Annotated in this window: 13 protein-coding genes; 6 read left to right on the forward strand and 7 right to left on the reverse strand. The window is 45.1% G+C overall.

Going from position 1 to position 17,332, the window contains the following annotated elements:
* Positions 1-2 precede the first annotated feature (2 nt).
* Positions 3-812, reverse strand: coding sequence for an ABC transporter permease (locus DXD78_RS07490; protein WP_005827813.1), 810 nt, complete (start codon positions 810-812; stop codon positions 3-5).
* A gap of 11 nt (positions 813-823) precedes the next feature.
* The gene (locus tag DXD78_RS07495) at positions 824-1,447 is read right to left on the reverse strand and encodes an ATP-binding cassette domain-containing protein (protein WP_005827815.1); all 624 of its coding nucleotides are present in this window, start codon (positions 1,445-1,447) and stop codon (positions 824-826) included.
* Positions 1,448-1,539: 92 nt separating this feature from the next.
* Here DXD78_RS07495 and DXD78_RS07500 point away from each other — a divergent pair, with 92 nt between their 5' ends.
* The 3 genes from DXD78_RS07500 (at position 1,540) to DXD78_RS07510 (ending at position 4,258) form a co-directional block, all read left to right on the forward strand.
* Positions 1,540-2,076: a ferredoxin domain-containing protein gene (locus tag DXD78_RS07500; RefSeq protein WP_009038385.1), complete on the forward strand. Its 537-nt coding sequence runs from the start codon at positions 1,540-1,542 to the stop codon at positions 2,074-2,076.
* Between the two features lie 138 nt (positions 2,077-2,214).
* Entirely contained in the window at positions 2,215-3,330 is a 1,116-nt protein-coding gene (locus DXD78_RS07505; protein ID WP_009038386.1) for an agmatine deiminase family protein, read from the forward strand.
* Positions 3,331-3,370: 40 nt separating this feature from the next.
* A complete protein-coding gene (locus DXD78_RS07510; protein WP_009038387.1) occupies positions 3,371-4,258 on the forward strand; it encodes a carbon-nitrogen hydrolase in 888 nt (295 codons plus the stop codon).
* Between the two features lie 26 nt (positions 4,259-4,284).
* Here DXD78_RS07510 and DXD78_RS07515 read toward each other — a convergent pair whose 3' ends face one another.
* The 3 genes from DXD78_RS07515 to DXD78_RS07525 form a co-directional block, all read right to left on the reverse strand.
* Positions 4,285-4,665, reverse strand: coding sequence for a GtrA family protein (locus DXD78_RS07515; protein WP_005827823.1), 381 nt, complete (start codon positions 4,663-4,665; stop codon positions 4,285-4,287).
* A gap of 21 nt (positions 4,666-4,686) precedes the next feature.
* Entirely contained in the window at positions 4,687-6,444 is a 1,758-nt protein-coding gene (gene aspS, locus DXD78_RS07520; protein ID WP_009038388.1) for an aspartate--tRNA ligase, read from the reverse strand.
* Between the two features lie 131 nt (positions 6,445-6,575).
* Entirely contained in the window at positions 6,576-7,619 is a 1,044-nt protein-coding gene (locus DXD78_RS07525) for a diacylglycerol kinase family protein (protein ID WP_009038389.1), read from the reverse strand.
* A gap of 207 nt (positions 7,620-7,826) precedes the next feature.
* On the opposite strand from DXD78_RS07525, the gene DXD78_RS07535 reads away from it, so the two are divergent.
* From DXD78_RS07535 to DXD78_RS07545, 3 genes are all read left to right on the forward strand, one after another.
* A complete protein-coding gene (locus tag DXD78_RS07535; protein ID WP_005837169.1) occupies positions 7,827-9,014 on the forward strand; it encodes a pyridoxal phosphate-dependent aminotransferase family protein in 1,188 nt (395 codons plus the stop codon).
* A 99-nt stretch (positions 9,015-9,113) separates the two neighbouring features.
* Positions 9,114-9,920, forward strand: coding sequence for a M48 family metallopeptidase (locus DXD78_RS07540; protein ID WP_009038390.1), 807 nt, complete (start codon positions 9,114-9,116; stop codon positions 9,918-9,920).
* A gap of 343 nt (positions 9,921-10,263) precedes the next feature.
* Positions 10,264-10,950: a hypothetical protein gene (locus DXD78_RS07545; protein ID WP_009038391.1), complete on the forward strand. Its 687-nt coding sequence runs from the start codon at positions 10,264-10,266 to the stop codon at positions 10,948-10,950.
* Here DXD78_RS07545 and DXD78_RS07550 read toward each other — a convergent pair.
* Both DXD78_RS07550 and DXD78_RS07555 read right to left on the reverse strand, forming a co-directional pair.
* A complete protein-coding gene (locus DXD78_RS07550; RefSeq protein WP_034529840.1) occupies positions 10,928-15,280 on the reverse strand; it encodes a hypothetical protein in 4,353 nt (1,450 codons plus the stop codon). The genes DXD78_RS07545 and DXD78_RS07550 overlap by 23 nt on opposite strands.
* Positions 15,277-17,319: a hypothetical protein gene (locus DXD78_RS07555; protein WP_009038393.1), complete on the reverse strand. Its 2,043-nt coding sequence runs from the start codon at positions 17,317-17,319 to the stop codon at positions 15,277-15,279. The genes DXD78_RS07550 and DXD78_RS07555 overlap by 4 nt, the downstream gene beginning before the upstream one ends.
* Between the last annotated feature and the right edge of the window lie 13 nt (positions 17,320-17,332).

Below are 17,332 nucleotides of genomic sequence, written 5' to 3' on the forward strand. Positions count from 1 at the left end.
AGTTATTTATGCTCCTTTTTTCCCTTCTTCTCTACCATCACCGGCAGTAGCTTGCCGTAGGCATCAAACGACTTGCGGGAAGCCAGAGAGATTGTAATCATCAGTGACAGCATGGAGGCGGTAAAGGTGATGACCATAATCATCATCTGATATTTGATGGCCACATTCGGGCTGCTGCCACCCAATATCTGGCCAATCATGGTTCCCGGAAAAGCAACCAGCCCCATCACGGATATATTGGCAATCAGCGGACTGAAGGATTTGATGATGGCTTGGCGGATGAAAGGTGCCTGTGCTTCCGCTTTTGTAGCACCATTGCCGAGAAGATACCGGTAAAGCTGTTGTTCCCGTTTCAGTCCACTATAATAGGTGTTGAGGGCTATGACGTTACTGGATAGCATGTTGCCCATCAGTATGCCGAAAATAGGGATGAAATACCGGGCGCTGAATACGTTTTCCACTCTCAGTACTATTCCGATAAAGTACAAGCCTACACATACTACACTGCATAAGAAACCTGCGGATATGGGCAGGAGCAGAATCTTCCTCTTCAATTGTGTTCGTGCCAATGCCGTCTGCGATGCTACAAATATCATGACAATTACCCATAGAAAGTTTATCCACGGGTTATCCCATAAAAAGAGGTAGTTCAAGTATATGCCGATGAAGAACAACTGGACAATCATGCGTGCCGTACCTATCACAGTAGCGCGCAACAGTCCGGTCTTGAACTTCCAGATGTAAAACAGCGGTATTAATAATAGCAATAATCCGATGCCCAGGCTGAGGTATGATATATCTATGGTTCCCAATAGTGTGTATGTTATTTCATGATTATATGTCGGTCACATCCGTTGGCGAATCTTTTGTCATGGGATACGGTCAGTATGGCACTTCCATTTTCTGTCTGCCTGCGGAAGAAAGAGAGTACTTTTTCCGCGGAACCGGAGTCGAGAGCGGAAGTCGGTTCATCGACAATGGTCAGTGGTTTGCCAATCATTGAGGCTACGGCTATCATCATCCGTTGGCGTTGGCCTCCGGATATTTCGTTCACCCGTTTGTAATATAACTCTTGTTCCAGACCCAAATCCTCGAAACATGCAAATAAACGGGTTTCAGAAAAGGGTGTACCCCGGTTTGCCTTTAAACCGAAGGGCAATTGTACCATGTCCTTTACCCATTCCAGCGGCAATGCCAGTTCTTGTGGAATCCATGCAGTCTGCTTACGGACAACGTCGACGTTTCCTTTATCCAGCAGAATGCCGTTCAAGACGATGCGTCCTTCTTTTAACGGAGTAAATCCAAGTATGGCATTCAGCAGTGACGACTTTCCGCATCCCGAAGGGCCGGAGATACTGGCTATCTCTCCCCTTTCCAATTGCAGGTTGAAACCCGAGAAAAGTATATCGTTGCCGTAGGCGATACTGGCATTTTCTATTTGCAGCATGGTGTTCCTTTAATCTTTCTGTATCGCAAAGATAGTGCAAAAAAATATTTGTGCTATCTTTGACGCACTAATTAATTCAGGAAAGAAAGACTATGATACAGAATGAACGGGATTGCCGCCACGAACATGTGCTTGACGTGGCAAGGCAAATGCTGACTGCTGCGCGCACGGCACCGAAAGGAAAAGGTATTGATGTGATTGAAGCTGCGCTGGTTACGGGTGAAGACATTAAGAAGCTGTCTGAAAAGATGGTCGCTATGGTTGAAGAGCACGGTATGAAGTTCTTTCTCCGTGATGCGGACAACATTTTGCAGGCTGAATGTGTAATTATAATAGGTACGCGCGAGCAGACGCAAAGTTTGAATTGCGGACACTGCGGTTTTCCCACTTGTGCCGGTCGTCCGGAGGGAGTACCTTGTGCTTTGAATACGGTGGATGTAGGGATAGCTGTAGGTTCGGCTTGTGCCATGGCTGCCGATTTGAGGGTGGATACCCGTGTCATGTTTTCTGCCGGACTTGCCGCTCAGCGTTTGGATTGGCTGAAAGGATGCAAGACTGTCTTTGCCATTCCGGTGAGTGCATCCTCCAAGAATCCATTCTTCGACCGGAAACCGAAGGAAGATAAGTGATAATTGACGAGTAGAGGTTTACAATCATAGAGTAGAGGTTTAGAAGTCTGAAGTAGAGGTTTGGCAATTCTAAACCTAAGGTTTATTCTCCCTCTCTCTGCTAACTTAAAAAGTAACGAATTAGAAAAGATAAATAATATGGGATATTTTGTAGGACTGCCGCTGGGTGGTACCGCAGAGAAGGACTGTCAGGTGCGTTTTGGCAAGAATATGACTTTTCAGGTAGAGACACGTGCTCCCCACTTGCCTGCCGAATGGGCTTTGCAAAGCGGCATACAGCTTACATGGCCCCATGCGGGTACAGACTGGACCTATATGTTGGACGAAGTGCAGGAATGTTTTGTAGCCATTGCCCACGAAATAGCCGCCCGGGAGACATTGCTGATTGTAACCCCAGAACCGGATGAGGTGAAGAAACAGATTCTCGGCAGGGTGAATATGGAAAATGTCCGTTTCCTGAAGTGTGAGACGAATGATACTTGGGCACGCGACCATGGAGCCATCACCCTACTGGATGCTGACGGTGTATCTCTGCTCGACTTTAAGTTCAACGGGTGGGGATTGAAGTTTGCATCCGATAAGGATAATTTGATTACGCGTCGTGCGGTGGAGTCGGAAGTGATGAAAGGAAAGTATGTAAATCGCTTGGGGTTTGTCCTTGAAGGCGGTTCCATCGAAAGTGACGGCATGGGTACGTTGCTCACCACCTCCGAATGCCTGCTTTCGCCTAACCGGAACGGACAGATGAACCGGGTGGAAATTGAGGAATATCTTCGTTCCGTTTTTCACCTGCAACGTGTCCTTTGGCTGGACCACGGTTATTTGGCAGGTGACGATACGGACAGCCATATAGACACACTGGCCCGTTTCTGCCCTGCCGACACGATAGCCTATGTGCAATGCAAGGATGTGGATGATGAGCATTACGAAGAACTGCATCGCATGGAGGAGCAACTGAAGACTTTCCGTACGTTGAAGGGGGAACCTTACCGTTTGCTGGCTTTGCCCATGGCCGATAAGATAGAAGAAGAAGGGGAACGGCTTCCCGCCACTTACGCTAATTTCTTGATTCTGAATGATGCGGTGCTTTACCCCACCTATCGCCAGCCGGAGAATGACGCCTGCGCGGGGGAAGTGTTGCGGGAGGCTTTTCCCGGTTATGAAATTATCGGGATAGATTGCCGTGCTTTGATTAAACAGCACGGCTCTTTGCATTGTGTTACCATGCAATATCCCGTAGGGGTGTTGAAGTAATGTCGATTATACATAGTAAAACAATAAACCATAGAATAAGATGGCAAGAAAAATAAAAGTAGGTATTATCCAGCAGGCCAATACCAAAGACCTTAGGACTAATTTAATGAATTTGGCCAAAAGCATAGAGGCATGTGCGGCGCATGGGGCCCAATTGGTTGTTTTGCAGGAGCTGCATAACTCTCTGTATTTCTGTCAGACAGAAAACACGCAGTTGTTCGACTTGGCAGAACCGATTCCCGGTCCTTCTACGGGATTCTATTCAGAGTTGGCTGCTGCCAACGATATTGTACTGGTCACTTCTCTGTTCGAGAAACGCGCTCCCGGATTGTATCATAACACAGCGGTTGTTTTTGAACGTGACGGCAGTATCGCCGGGAAATACCGGAAGATGCATATTCCTGATGACCCCGCCTATTATGAGAAATTCTATTTTACTCCCGGTGATATAGGCTTCGAACCTATTCAGACATCTTTGGGCAAATTGGGAGTTTTGGTGTGCTGGGACCAATGGTATCCGGAAGCAGCACGTCTGATGGCGCTGAAGGGAGCTGAAATACTGATATATCCTACGGCTATCGGTTGGGAAAGCAGTGATACGGATGATGAAAAGGCGCGTCAGCTCAATGCTTGGATTATCTCCCAGCGTGGACATGCTGTGGCCAACGGCTTGCCGGTTGTTTCAGTGAACCGTGTGGGACATGAGCCGGATCCTTCCATGCAGACCAATGGTATCTTGTTTTGGGGAAATAGTTTTGTGGCCGGACCGCAAGGCGAGTTCCTGGCCCAAGCAGGAAACGAACGGCCGGAAAATATCGTTGTAGAGGTGGACTTGGAACGTTCGGAAAATGTACGCCGTTGGTGGCCTTTCCTGCGCGACCGCAGAATTGATGCCTATGCCGGATTGACAAAACGATTTCTTGACTGATAACGACGGGGATCTCTGGGGGAGAACTAACGGAATGTCACCCGTTTGTTCATCAGGAAATTGACACTTCCGTAGATGAATAATCCCAGGAACTGGGCAAGGTATTCGTTGCAGTCCAGTCCCTCCACCAGCCCTATGAGGAAAAGGAATTGCGCTCCGTAAGCCATTCCGAAAGCTATAGAAAAGAGCAGCACTTGTCGCCAAGTGTTGCTCTTTTTTTCTGTAGGGAATATCCAATACTTGCACCAGATGAAGTTGTGTATCTGTGCAAGTATATATGCGGTTACATTGGAGAGCATATAGTTGATGTCCAGTTCGTCCATCATTACCCAAACGGTAACAGCCATAATCAAGGCATTCAGCGTGCCGATTACCGCAAAACGAAAAATGCGTGCAGACTCTTTCACTCTCCTACTCTGTATCTGCTTTTACTCTTTCACTTCAACAGTCAGATTCAGTTCGTCCAGCTGCTTCTGGTCAATAGCCGAAGGTGCATCCAGCATTACATCGCGTCCACTGTTGTTTTTGGGGAATGCAATGCAGTCGCGGATACTGTCGAGACCTGCGAAGATGCTGACCCAACGGTCCAGACCGTATGCCAGACCACCGTGAGGAGGTGCACCGTATTTGAAGGCATTCATCAGGAAGCCGAACTGCTCCTGAGCCTTCTCGGGAGTGAATCCGAGAATCTCGAACATTTTGGCCTGCAACTGTGCATCGTGGATACGGATGGAACCTCCACCCACTTCAATACCGTTGCACACCATGTCGTATGCATCTGCACGGACAGCTGCCGGGTCTGTATCCAGCAAAGGAATATCTTCGTCTTTCGGATGGGTGAACGGGTGGTGCATAGCCATCAGGCGGCCTTCTTCATCGCTCCACTCAAACATCGGGAAGTCAACCACCCAAAGGCAGACGAACTTGTTCTTGTCGCGCAATCCCAGTTGGTTACCCATTTCAAGGCGCAACTCGTTCAGTTGCTTGCGGGTCTTCATGGCGTCGTCACCGCTCAGAATCAGAATCAGGTCACCCGGCTTGGCGTTGAAAGCAGCCTTCATTTCCTGCAATACTTCCTGCGCATAGAACTTGTCGACACTTGATTTTACGTTGCCGTCTGCCTCTACGCGCGCGTATACCATACCTTTGGCACCGATTTGCGGTCTTTTCACGAATTCGGTCAGTGCATCCAGCTGTTTGCGTGTATAGTGTGCGGCGCCTTCTGCGCAGATACCGCCGATGTAGGCGGCATTGTCGAATACCGGGAATCCGTGTCCCTTCATGATGTCCATCAGTTCCACGAACTTCATGCCGAAACGGAGGTCGGGCTTGTCGCTGCCGTAATATTTCATGGCGTCTGCCCATGGCATGCGCATGAACGGCTCGTTCATCTCTACGCCACGGATTTCCTTGAACAGATATTTGGCCATGCCTTCGAAGAGGTTGATGACGTCATCCTGCTCCACAAAAGACATTTCGCAGTCAATCTGTGTGAATTCCGGCTGGCGGTCGGCACGCAGGTCTTCGTCACGGAAGCATTTGGCTATCTGGAAGTAACGGTCGAAACCGGAAACCATCAACAACTGTTTCAGTGTCTGCGGGCTTTGAGGCAAGGCATAGAATTGTCCCGGGTTCATGCGTGATGGAACGACGAAATCGCGTGCACCTTCGGGCGTGGAGCCTACCAGAATCGGAGTTTCCACTTCGATGAATCCCTGGCTGTCCAGGTATTTGCGTACTTCAATTGTCATTTTATGGCGAAGCTCTAGATTGCTGCGTACATTGGCACGGCGCAGGTCTAGATAACGGTACTTCATGCGGATATCGTCGCCACCGTCCGTATTTTCCTCGATGGTGAAGGGAGGGGTCAGCGATGAGTTCAGAACATCCAGTTCCGATACGATGATTTCAATGTCTCCCGTCGGGATATGCTGGTTTTTACTGAAACGTTCGTTTACGGTACCCTTAACCTGGATTACGAATTCACGGCCCAAGCGGTTGGCACGCTCGCAAAGTTCGGCATTCACCTCTTCGTTGAACACTAATTGGGTAATTCCGTAACGGTCGCGGAGATCAATGAATGTCATGCCTCCCATCTTACGGCTGCGCTGTACCCAACCAGCCAGCGTTACTTGCTTGTTAACATCGGAGATACGGAGTTCTCCGCAGGTGTGTGATCTATACATCTTTTTATTTACTGTTTGACGATTTACTTATTTACTATTTTGAACATGCAAAAATACATAAAACATATTATATGGCGCATCAAAAGGGGAAAGTTATTTTCAGAAACTCCTTTAGTACCTTTTTTACAACATTACATTTTTGTCAGTTTCTTGAATTGCCTTTTGCCTTTATCCAGTATCATCTTGTTTTTATGGGCGATGTCTTCCACAAAAGCATCATTAATTTGTTTCAGTCCGTTGATATAGTCTTGTGCCCGCTGCAAGACATTCGAAGTGTCTTTTTCCGCATCCCGGGGAACAATGACCTGCAGTCCTTTCTTCATAATCTTTACATCTACATTCTCTCCCATCATCATCGGGTCGCCGTCAAAGTGGACTACCCCCGGTTTAGAACGGTGAATACGGAGTGCCTGGCAACGGAACGTCTTAATCCGGCTGTTCTGGTCAATGGTCTTGTTGAAGAGCTGGAAAGAGAGCGACGGTACATCGAGCACAGTGAACGGCTCGAGTATGGTGACGTCCAGCAGTCCGTCGTTCAAGGTGGCTTGTGGGGCAATATACGCATTGTTTCCATATTGCGATGCGTTTCCGCAGGCTATCAGGAACGCCTTGTATCGCAGGGTGCTGCCGTCCATTTCCAGTTCATAGGTTTCCGGACGGTACTTCAGGCTTTCGAGCAGAGTCTTTTCCAGATAAGTGAGTGGTCCTCTCCTTCCCGCCTTGGAGAATTGCAGGCTTACAAATGCGTCGAATCCCACGCCGCAGGTGCAGAAGAAAGGCACATCGTTGATTTTTCCGTAGTCAATGATGTCTATCAGTCCGTCATTGATGATGTCGATGGCCTTTTTCGGCTCCATCGGAATCTGCAGATGGCGGGCAAGTCCGTTGCCGGAACCGCAGGGAATGATGCCCAAAGCGGTTTTTGTATGTACCAGTGAGCGGGCTATCTCATTGATGGTGCCGTCTCCTCCTATGGCGATGACGGCATGTGCATCTTCTTGTGCCTTCTGTGCCGCTATCTCTACGGCATGGCCTGCCCGTTCGGTATAAATCACTTCTTGTGCATACCTTTCCTTATCCAGTTTTTCATCGAGCCACTTCAGTATCTGCTCCTTACTCTGAGTGCCGGATATGGGGTTTATGATGAATGCTATTTTCTTCTTGTTTTCGTTCATGCAAGGGTTGTTGCTATGCAGGTTTTCCAACTGGCAAAAGTAATATAAATATCTGAAAAATTAACCACATAATTCTTTTTAAAATAAGTATAAGTAGTTTTTTTAATGTAAATAGAACATATACCGACATATTTTGCTATCTTTGCCCCCTGTTTTTTAAGACTTGTATTTAATAGAATTAAATATTCATTATATAAAAGATATTTCATGGGTTTACTACAAGACAAATTTGCGAAATACGACCTGCCGCAGCAGTTTATGGCAAAAGGCGTATATCCTTATTTCCGCACAATTAACAGCCATCAGGATACAGAGGTAATGATGGATGGTAAAAAGGTTCTGATGTTCGGCTCTAATGCATATATGGGACTGACATATGACAAGCGTATCATTGATGCCTCGATAGCTGCCACAGAAAAATATGGCACCGGTTGTGCAGGTTCCCGCTTTCTGAACGGAACACTCGATATACATGTTGAACTGGAGAAGGAATTGGCTGAATTCGTAGGAAAAGATGAAGCACTCTGTTTTTCTACCGGATTTACTGTAAACGAAGGTATTATTCCTGCCGTTGTAGGCCGTGGGGATTATATTATTTGTGATGACCGTGACCACGCTTCCATTGTAGATGGCCGCCGTCTTGCATTTGCCACTCAGTTGAAGTACAAGCATAACGATATGGAGGCTTTGGAAAAAGAACTCCAGAAATGCGAACCGGATGCTGTAAAGCTGATTGTTGTGGATGGAGTATTTTCCATGGAAGGTGACTTGGCCAATCTGCCCGAAATTGTCCGCCTGAAGAAGAAATACAATGCCAGCATTTACGTGGACGAAGCTCACGGCTTGGGTGTATTCGGAAAACAAGGCCGTGGTGTGTGCGACCATTTCGGTGTTACCGAAGATGTAGACCTGATTATGGGTACATTCAGCAAGTCATTGGCTTCCATCGGTGGTTTTGTTGCTGGAGACAAGGCGGTAATCAATTGGCTGCGCCACAATGCCCGTTCCTATATATTCCAGGCAAGTAGCACACCTGCTGCTACGGCTGCAGCCCGCGAGGCGCTTCACATCATCAAGTCCGAACCTGAACGCATCCAACGTCTGTGGGACATCACTAACTATGCCTTGAAGAAGTTCCGCGATGCAGGCTTCGAAATCGGTGAGACAGAATCTCCTATCATTCCTCTCTATGTGCGTGATACAGAGAAGACATTTATAGTAACGAAGCTGGCTTTTGACGAAGGTATCTTCATCAACCCCGTTATTCCACCTGCATGTGCTCCACAAGATACACTGGTGCGTGTAGCGTTGATGGCTACCCATACGGTCGAACAAGTGGATTATGCTGTAGAAAAATTGACTAAATGTTTCAAGGAATTGGGTATCATCAAGTAAACTTGATTTAAACAGATATTCGGAAAACCGTTTAATAATGATTAGGCGGTTTTTTTTATAGACAAAGCGAAGTAGGATTAAAATTAAATCGTAAAGTACATGAAAAAGAACTTCTTCATCATTACTGCTGTAGTATGCGGAATGAGTTGTACCACCACTGCCTATGCGCAGTTCAAAATCGGTGGAAAGAAAATCAATGTGACCAAAGTTGTCCAAGCCGGTACAGATGCCGTCAAGGCCATTTCATTGTCCGATGCTGACATTGCAGCGATGAGCAAGGAATATATGGAATGGATGGATACGCACAATCCGCTGACAAAGCCCGATACGGATTACGGCAAGCGTCTGGAGAAGCTGACCGGAAACATCAAGGAAGTGGACGGCTTGAAGGTGAACTTCGGTGTTTATGAAGTAATAGATGTGAATGCCTTTGCGTGCGGTGATGGTAGTGTACGCATCTGTGCCGGACTGATGGACATCATGACGGATGATGAAGTGATGGCAGTTGTCGGCCACGAGATAGGTCACGTCATCCATACGGATTCCAAAGATGCGATGAAGAATGCTTACCTTCGTTCGGCTGTGAAGAATGCTGCCGGTGCGGCAAGTTCTACGGTATCCAAATTGAGTGATTCTGAACTGGGTGCCATGGCCGAGGCATTGGCAGGTGCTCAATACTCCCAGAAGCAGGAGACGGAAGCGGATGATTACGGCTTTGAATTCTGCATCAAGAATAATCTCGATCCGTATGCCATGTACAATGCTTTGAACAAATTGCTTGAACTTTCAGCGGAGGCACCGAAGGAATCCAAGTTCCAGAAGATGTTCTCTTCTCATCCGGATACAGCCAAGCGCGTGGCACGTGCCAAGGAGAAAGCGGATGAATATATGAAGGATAAGAAATAACTATCCGCTGCTTACTATGATGAAGTGGGATCAGAGGTTTCTCTGAATCCCACTTTTTTTGTGCCGAGACTATGATATGGGCTTCTGAGGGAGCTAATGGGATAATTCGTTAGTTCACAGTGCTGAACACTTTGTTTTAGCTATAGAAAACAAAGTGTTTTCTTATAGGAAACAAACTGTTCTTTTAAGGGAAACGAAGTGTTCTCTTTAATGAAACACACTGTTCGGTTAAGGGAAACACTTTGTTCTGTTTGGTAAAACTTCTTTTATTTACTTATTTGCTTTTAAATTAGAATAATTTTAGTATGTTTGCCACATTATTTATGAAAAACATGACTTTTGTATGAAAAAACAAGACTTCCTCTTTATTTTTGTTCTGGTGATAATATTCCTGCCATTCTTTGTGAGTGAATCCATCTACGATTGGTATAAGTCTTTCAACGCTGCACATGGCATGGTGATGAGTTTCATTAAATTTGGAATTCTTGCTACACTGGGTGAGATGCTGGGACTTCGTATCAGTGCCGGAGTCTATAACCGAAAAGGATTTGGCGTACTGCCGCGTGCCGTAGTGTGGGGACTGCTGGGAATGGGTATCAATGCGGCCATGATAATCTTCTCCAAAGGTGTGCCGCAATTCATGGAATATATGGGAATGGCAAATGCCGCCGCCATTATAAACGGAGAATTCTGCCTGGACAAATTATGGATAGCCTTCGCCATTTCAGTTGCTATGAATACCATTTTCGCTCCGGTATTCATGACATTCCATAAGATTACGGATACGCATATCCTGGATTGTGGCGGTTCGCCTCGCAGCCTCCTCACTCCTATCCCGATGACCCGCATCATTACGCATCTGAATTGGGATGCACAATGGAATTTTGTCTTCAAGAAAACAATTCCTTTCTTCTGGTATCCGGCACACACCATCACATTCCTCCTGCCGGGAGAAATGCGGGTGCTGTTTGCAGCGATATTGGGTGTGGTGCTCGGGGTATTGCTGGCTATTGCGGCTCGGATGAAATAATCCGGCCTATATATTCTCGAATGATTTCAAGCAAGTCTTGCGGATAAGGTATAAAGAACTTCTCTATCATTTTCGGATACTGAGGTACAAAGGGTTTGGGTATCATTGTGACAAGGGTATCCAATTCTGCCTTCCGTTGCTCTTCAGTCTCTGAGACGGCGTAGCGGATAGTCCACCAGAACAAGAAAGTCTGGTTAAGATACCCTTTGGGGGTGATGACTTGCAGTTGCTTGTAGCGCTCGGACTGTAACATGATTTTAATTCTTTTCTCCTGTTCTTTCTCACTGATGGAACATAGAATGTCATACCATTCATCAAACTCCTGACGCAAGCAGGCGACAAATGCCCATTCGGCAATTCTATATTTGGCAAATTCTGGAATCTTCTTTAGAAGTACGAAGATATGTCCTATATTCAATTCGCCTTTATATAAACCTTTGACTTTTGTATAGTCTTCAATGGAAGTGATTGTGTGTAAAAGGGAGTAATATATTTCCGGACTCATCGGCACATGGTGTTCATCGATGAATTTCAGAGTATTCTGAAGCACCAGTTTTTTGTTTGTTCTGTTGTTGGCCATGCGGCTGATGACATTGTTCCAGTAGATTTGTGTGCGTGCAATGGAAATATGTAAATCATCTTCCATCTCTTTTATACGGCTTTCGGCTTCTTCGAAGGTCATGCCGCGTTCCCGCATTTGATAGCATATGTCCTTCATAATTGGATAATGTTCGACAAATAGGTAGGGTTTAGGAATGACGGCTCCTACCTTTTTCAACATACAATATGAATCGTAATTGATAAAAACCTTTTTACTGATTGCTTGCTCTTGCAGCCGTTGGGCGTTTTCCTTATCATTCTGACGGAGCAATGCCTTCATGCAACAGAAGATAATTCCTCCATCATATACGCCCACGTCCAGCAGACAATACACATATTCCAGAATAGTGCTTTCTTTAATTTTCCACCCTTCCGATGTATAAATGGGAAAAGGCTGCGGAACGTTGTCTTGTGCTCTTCCGGCATAGTATCGCTGGATAAGCATTTGCTTCAATATATCCTTTGGCGCATCCAGGCTTTTCATTATTTCCTCATTTATAATCAGTTGTATTTCTTCCGGAGGAAGTGAACCTTGGGTGTGGTTGGTCAGGTGATAGAGTAAATGTTTATGTGTATAACTGTTCTGTTGTACGGTGTATTTTTCGGACATCCGCTTTATCATGTCCACTTTTTGTTCATAATAGGGATATATGAACCGGTTATTGATAATGATATTCAAGATATTGGCATCAGGATGATTGAGCAGTGACTTGTCCAGCCGGTTCTCGAAGAAATCCCTTGCGACTCCTCCTTCTTCCGGAGTCTTTACCTTATTGAACATTTCGGAGACAACGTAGGGCGAATGATTCAAAATCTGTTGTTCTTCCGGAGTAATACAATCGGGAGTTTCTCCGAACAGTGCCTGATACGCCTCTTCATAATTTGATATTTTCAGAATGAATTGTACGATTGTTCTTATATTTCGAGATTCATCGCCGTTTTGGGGACGATGTCTCTTCATATGTGCCTTGATTTCCTTTAGGGTCATGCGTTGGTATAGGATACCTTGTGTGTGCTGGCTCGGGTAATCCAGTAAAGACTGGTCTGCTTCCAGTAAATGGTATTTATGGAACAGTTCCTCGCATTCCTTAATCCCGCTATAAGTGGAGGTCGTATCCAATAAGTCGTTCAGGTAGATTTCACCCACTTTCAGTTTGGTCTTGTTTTCTTCTTCTTGCTGCTCCAACCTTTCCATAAAAGTGTTGAAGATTCCTTTGGCTTGCTCAAAATTTTTAGCCTTTTGGAGCATAAAGTTCAATGAGTAGCCATCACAGTTATTCCCCATACGGTTCCATAAATCATAGGCATAAGAGGACGGTATGTTTTCGAGTGCTCCATTCAACACTTCGGTCTTGTTCAGGAACATACTGGTATCCTCTTTTTTGTCGACAGACAGTTCTGTCAGTTCGTTGAAGAATGCAACCAGCTTTTCCGGCTGGCTGAATCTTTTGAAAACTTCCAGCCAGGTGTAGGGAGCAATAAAGTTGAAGAAAAAGACTGCATCGTCGTGGGGAACTACCCCTTTATCATTCTTCTGCAAGAAGTTCTTGATGTCGTGTATGTCAGCCAGAGTCTGTGCTTTATGCATAAGCTGCCTGGCGAAATTACGTATTCTTTTCTCTTTCAGTTCTGTCAGATAAGTCTCATTGTTGCTTTCCTGCCCATGGGCGCTCTCTGCAGAATCGGAGAAGAAATCATCTATGTCGTCATCATCGGCACTTGGGGAAGCTTCGTATATAAAGGAAGCGTTGAGGTATATTTCTTTGGCTTCGTCCATGTCGAGGAACCGTACCAATTCTGTCTGAAATTCAATATACGAGTTTTCTATATACTTGTCTTGCATTTGCCCTTGTTCATTGAGCAAATCCTTGTGTACAATGTCCTTATCTTGTTGTGTCTGCAGTCTGGGTAAGAGCCACCGCAGCACATTCAGTTCTCTCCTATTATATTTTTTTGTTAATTTCCAAATATGGATGGCCTCTGCATTGGTAGGAGCAAAATTGGCTATATTGCCAATATAGGCGTCCACCCAATCAATGGAAACGCCTTCCGGGTTTGTTCCCAGTTCCTTACTTGTATATAGCGTTTGTTCGTTTTTATAAATGCGGCTTACAACATCATTGATGATATACTGTTGGAGTTCGGGGGCATTTACCGAACAGTTTTTCACCCGATGCAGGATCTTGGTTGTATTTTTGAAAAAGTTCGGTCTGTCTTTGTAGTAGATATAGCGGAATATGCCCTTTATGGCTTTCTTTTCAGTTGCCAGTAGGTCATCGGACGGTTCACTGCTATAGTACTGGAAAACCTGGGTTACTATGATGTCTTCAACTTCAAATGTGTCCTTTTCAATGTCCTGATAATAAATCAAATCATCTACTTTGCCTGCCAATTCACAGATGGTGCTTCTGTCGGCCTTTTCGTAACTGTTCTCATAGGTGAATTTGAGGAAATCGAGCAATAGGTCTATTTTATTGCGGCTTCTCTTTTTCCACATCCACAAACATTTTATGGCGTGGCAGAGTTGTCGAAGCATGGATTTCTGCAGGTTGCTTAAATTGCTGTTCTGGAACTGGTTGTTATATCTGGTCTTGATTCTGTCTATGTCGAAAAACAAGGAACCGATAGTCATGCCGGCTTCGGGTCGGAGTTTAAGATAGCCGTATGTCCTGAGCTCGCGGGCATATTCATTTATTTTTTTGAAGGATAAAGGTTTGATGCCCACTTCGACTATGGCCGGAGGAACCATTTCATTGAAAGTAAGCATGGATTTCACTTCCTTGAAGCTATAGCTTGTAGTGGCAATAACCTTGAAGTCCGGATTGCCGATGTGAAGGATTTCCGATAACTTGCGAAGTAATTCTCTGTCAATGGGTATCGGCTTTTCATTCTCTTCTTTCCAAAACAACAGCTGCAAATCGTCCAGTAGAAGAATCTTTTTGCCATGCTGGAATTGGGATACAGAAAGCCGTTCTAACTGTTCTTTGGTCGTATCGGCATTCAAAATGACCACAGAATATTCCTGAGGGAGCTTTTTCAGCATTCGGCAAACGGCAATAGTCTTTCCCGAAGTGGATTGACCGGTGACGATGATTGTCTTGTTTGTACTGTCAAACTCCTCTTTAAGTTTGTTGTCTACTTCCGGACGGATAAAATAGTAGTCCAGGTTGCCTCTGCGACGGTTGGCTTGGCTGTTGGGAATAATTTTATCATACTCTATCTTATGGCAAGAGATTGCGCAAAAGGGATTATTGAGAAAACTTTCACGATCCTTGACCAACGCGTCCCTTAGCTGCTCCAGCGTATTGCACTGCTTCTCATACCGCTCGATAACGGTATCGTCGTCCAGGTGCTTTTGCATGTATTCCGCATAGAAGTCTTTCCATAAAGTAGTGTTTGTCCAGTCTTCTTGGGTGTATTCCAATGTCGGATTCTGATAGAAATAGATATGTTTGTTGGATGCATTTTCGATGGCAACATTAAACTCTCCGATGGTCTTGGAGCGTATCCAGTTTCCGGCGAAGAAGATGATGACGTCACATTGCCTTATCTCTGAATTTATGATTTCCTGCGTATCGCCTTTAGCTATATCGTTGTCTCCATTTTTTTCGTGCCGGTGCACTACAATATTGAGTTCGCTGTTGTTTCTTTCCGTCAGGACTTTTTCCATTAAATCCCTTTCTTTCTGAAAACTCAGCGAAGAGGCTATAAATACATGGTATGTTTTCATAATATAGTGTTGGTTACTTTCCATGTGTTGTTGTTTATGACTAACGGAATGCCGGCTGTGATACATCTGTCATACGCTTTTGAGCTTTCCTTCAATTCATCATACGGACGTATATCGGGATGCACAAAGCGTTTCTTTTTGAAGATGTCTCCCATTTCCTTGCTGCCATAGATTAACTCTTCTTCTTCGGCGGTGGGTTTACGGAAGCCAAGCAGCAGTTTCTCCATGTTCCAACGGTTATGTTCGACTTCGGCAAGCAATGATATCTGGTCGTTGTCCAGTTTCACGTAACCATCCGTAATGCCTATGGAGCGTAGCTTGGGACCAATGGAATATGCACTGTACAAGTTGGACCACTGAAGGGATACGGACAGTTTGTTCCATGAGTCTTTCAGCTCATTGTCAGGTGGGCATGATTGAGGCACATTTCCATATTTATTCTTGAAATCGTATATATAATTGATGATTTGTCCCTCCCTCCGGCTTTTTTTGTCCAGGTCGTAACAGTTGTCCAGCATTCCAAAAGGAAAAACATGGGAATATTTATGAATCGCTTCATCTTTCTTTCTACTGTTAAGCATATTGAGCAGTGCACTGGAGGTTTCCTGACGGACAAAAACTGGGATATTTTCATCATATACATCGTCCGGCAGATATAATCCCATTGCCATGCTTTGAGGAGGATAATTGAGGCAGACGGCAATCGTCAATACTTGGCCTGAGTCATGTACCCATTCTTTAATTAGGTTCTGGATGGCAGGAGTTTCCGCACGGCCTTTGATAAATTCGAATTCCACATCCAGAAAGTCTGCATCTTTTCCTTTAAAACGGGTGGGAAGGACAAATCTCTCGTGCCTTTCGTCCTTGCTCATGTCGTAATAATGGGTAGACGATATCTCAAAATAATGGCGGTATCGTCCACAAAAGAAATTCATTTCCCGGTCGGCATTTTCATCAATGAAGGTAATGACACTTTTTATGTTCTTGTCCCGGCAGAAGTTTGGGAAATGCAACAGATGGGCAGCTTCCACTCCTATTGCCACTCCCATACGGCTCATACCGATGATAACAAGATGAACATGTTTTTCGCTTTCATAGGTTATTGCCTCACGGTCGAGAGGAGGATATTCAATACAGTTCTCCCCTTTTCCATATCGCCGGCTTACCAATATCTTTTGGGCCCAGCCCTCGTAGAAGTTAAAGGGATGGAATTCTATATATTTTCTCCATTCGGCAGACAAATCGGTCAGTTGGAAAGCGGCAAAAGTAGTCTGATATTCGAAAAGGACGGTGAATGGTATGAGGGAACATTTATTGCATCGTTTATGAATGTCAACTATCTTTTTCAGGCAGTCTATGTTCAGTGAGTCATGGTCATGTTCGTCTCTCTCTCCGATAAGGAATACTTCGCGCGCTTTGGTAGTATAGAGTTTTTCCAACTCCTCGATAGAGTCGCGCCGGGCACGCAGCACCACAATTCTTTTTTCGTTTTTGGCATCCAGTTCCGTATGGATTTTGCTACGGATTTCTTGTGCCGGTTGGGTACTCTGAATCAGAATATGGCAATTTCCATAATGTGTGTCATCGCAAATCTGCTGGATAAGAGTGGGGACCATGTTGTCAAAACCGATAATGACGATGTGGTTTTGCAAAGGGTAAACGATATCGCCTTCACGATATCGCTCAACTCTGCGTTCCAGCATATTGGAGATTACGGATATCAATAATCCGCAGAACAAAATTAATCCCAGCACTACGACCAATAGAGAGAACCAACGCAGATAAGGTGGTACTTCCACAATATTCCCCGGATCGATGAACAGACAAATCAACTGAAGCAAACGCCCCATAGGTACGTCTTTATCAATACCGGTCCATTCTTCAAGAGACGGCTCAGGAAAGATAAATGCAAAACTTACCAGATATATCAATAAGAAAACAGTTACTATGACTCCGAAAAGCCAAGCAAGCTGCCTCCATCCTTTTCCGGAAAAAGAGCGGTCAAAATGAAGGGCAAAAAGTCTTGTTAAAAGATTCATATTTGTTTTGTCA

The organism is Bacteroides sp. D20 (genome assembly GCF_003436255.1).
GTDB classification, from domain to species: domain Bacteria; phylum Bacteroidota; class Bacteroidia; order Bacteroidales; family Bacteroidaceae; genus Bacteroides; species Bacteroides uniformis.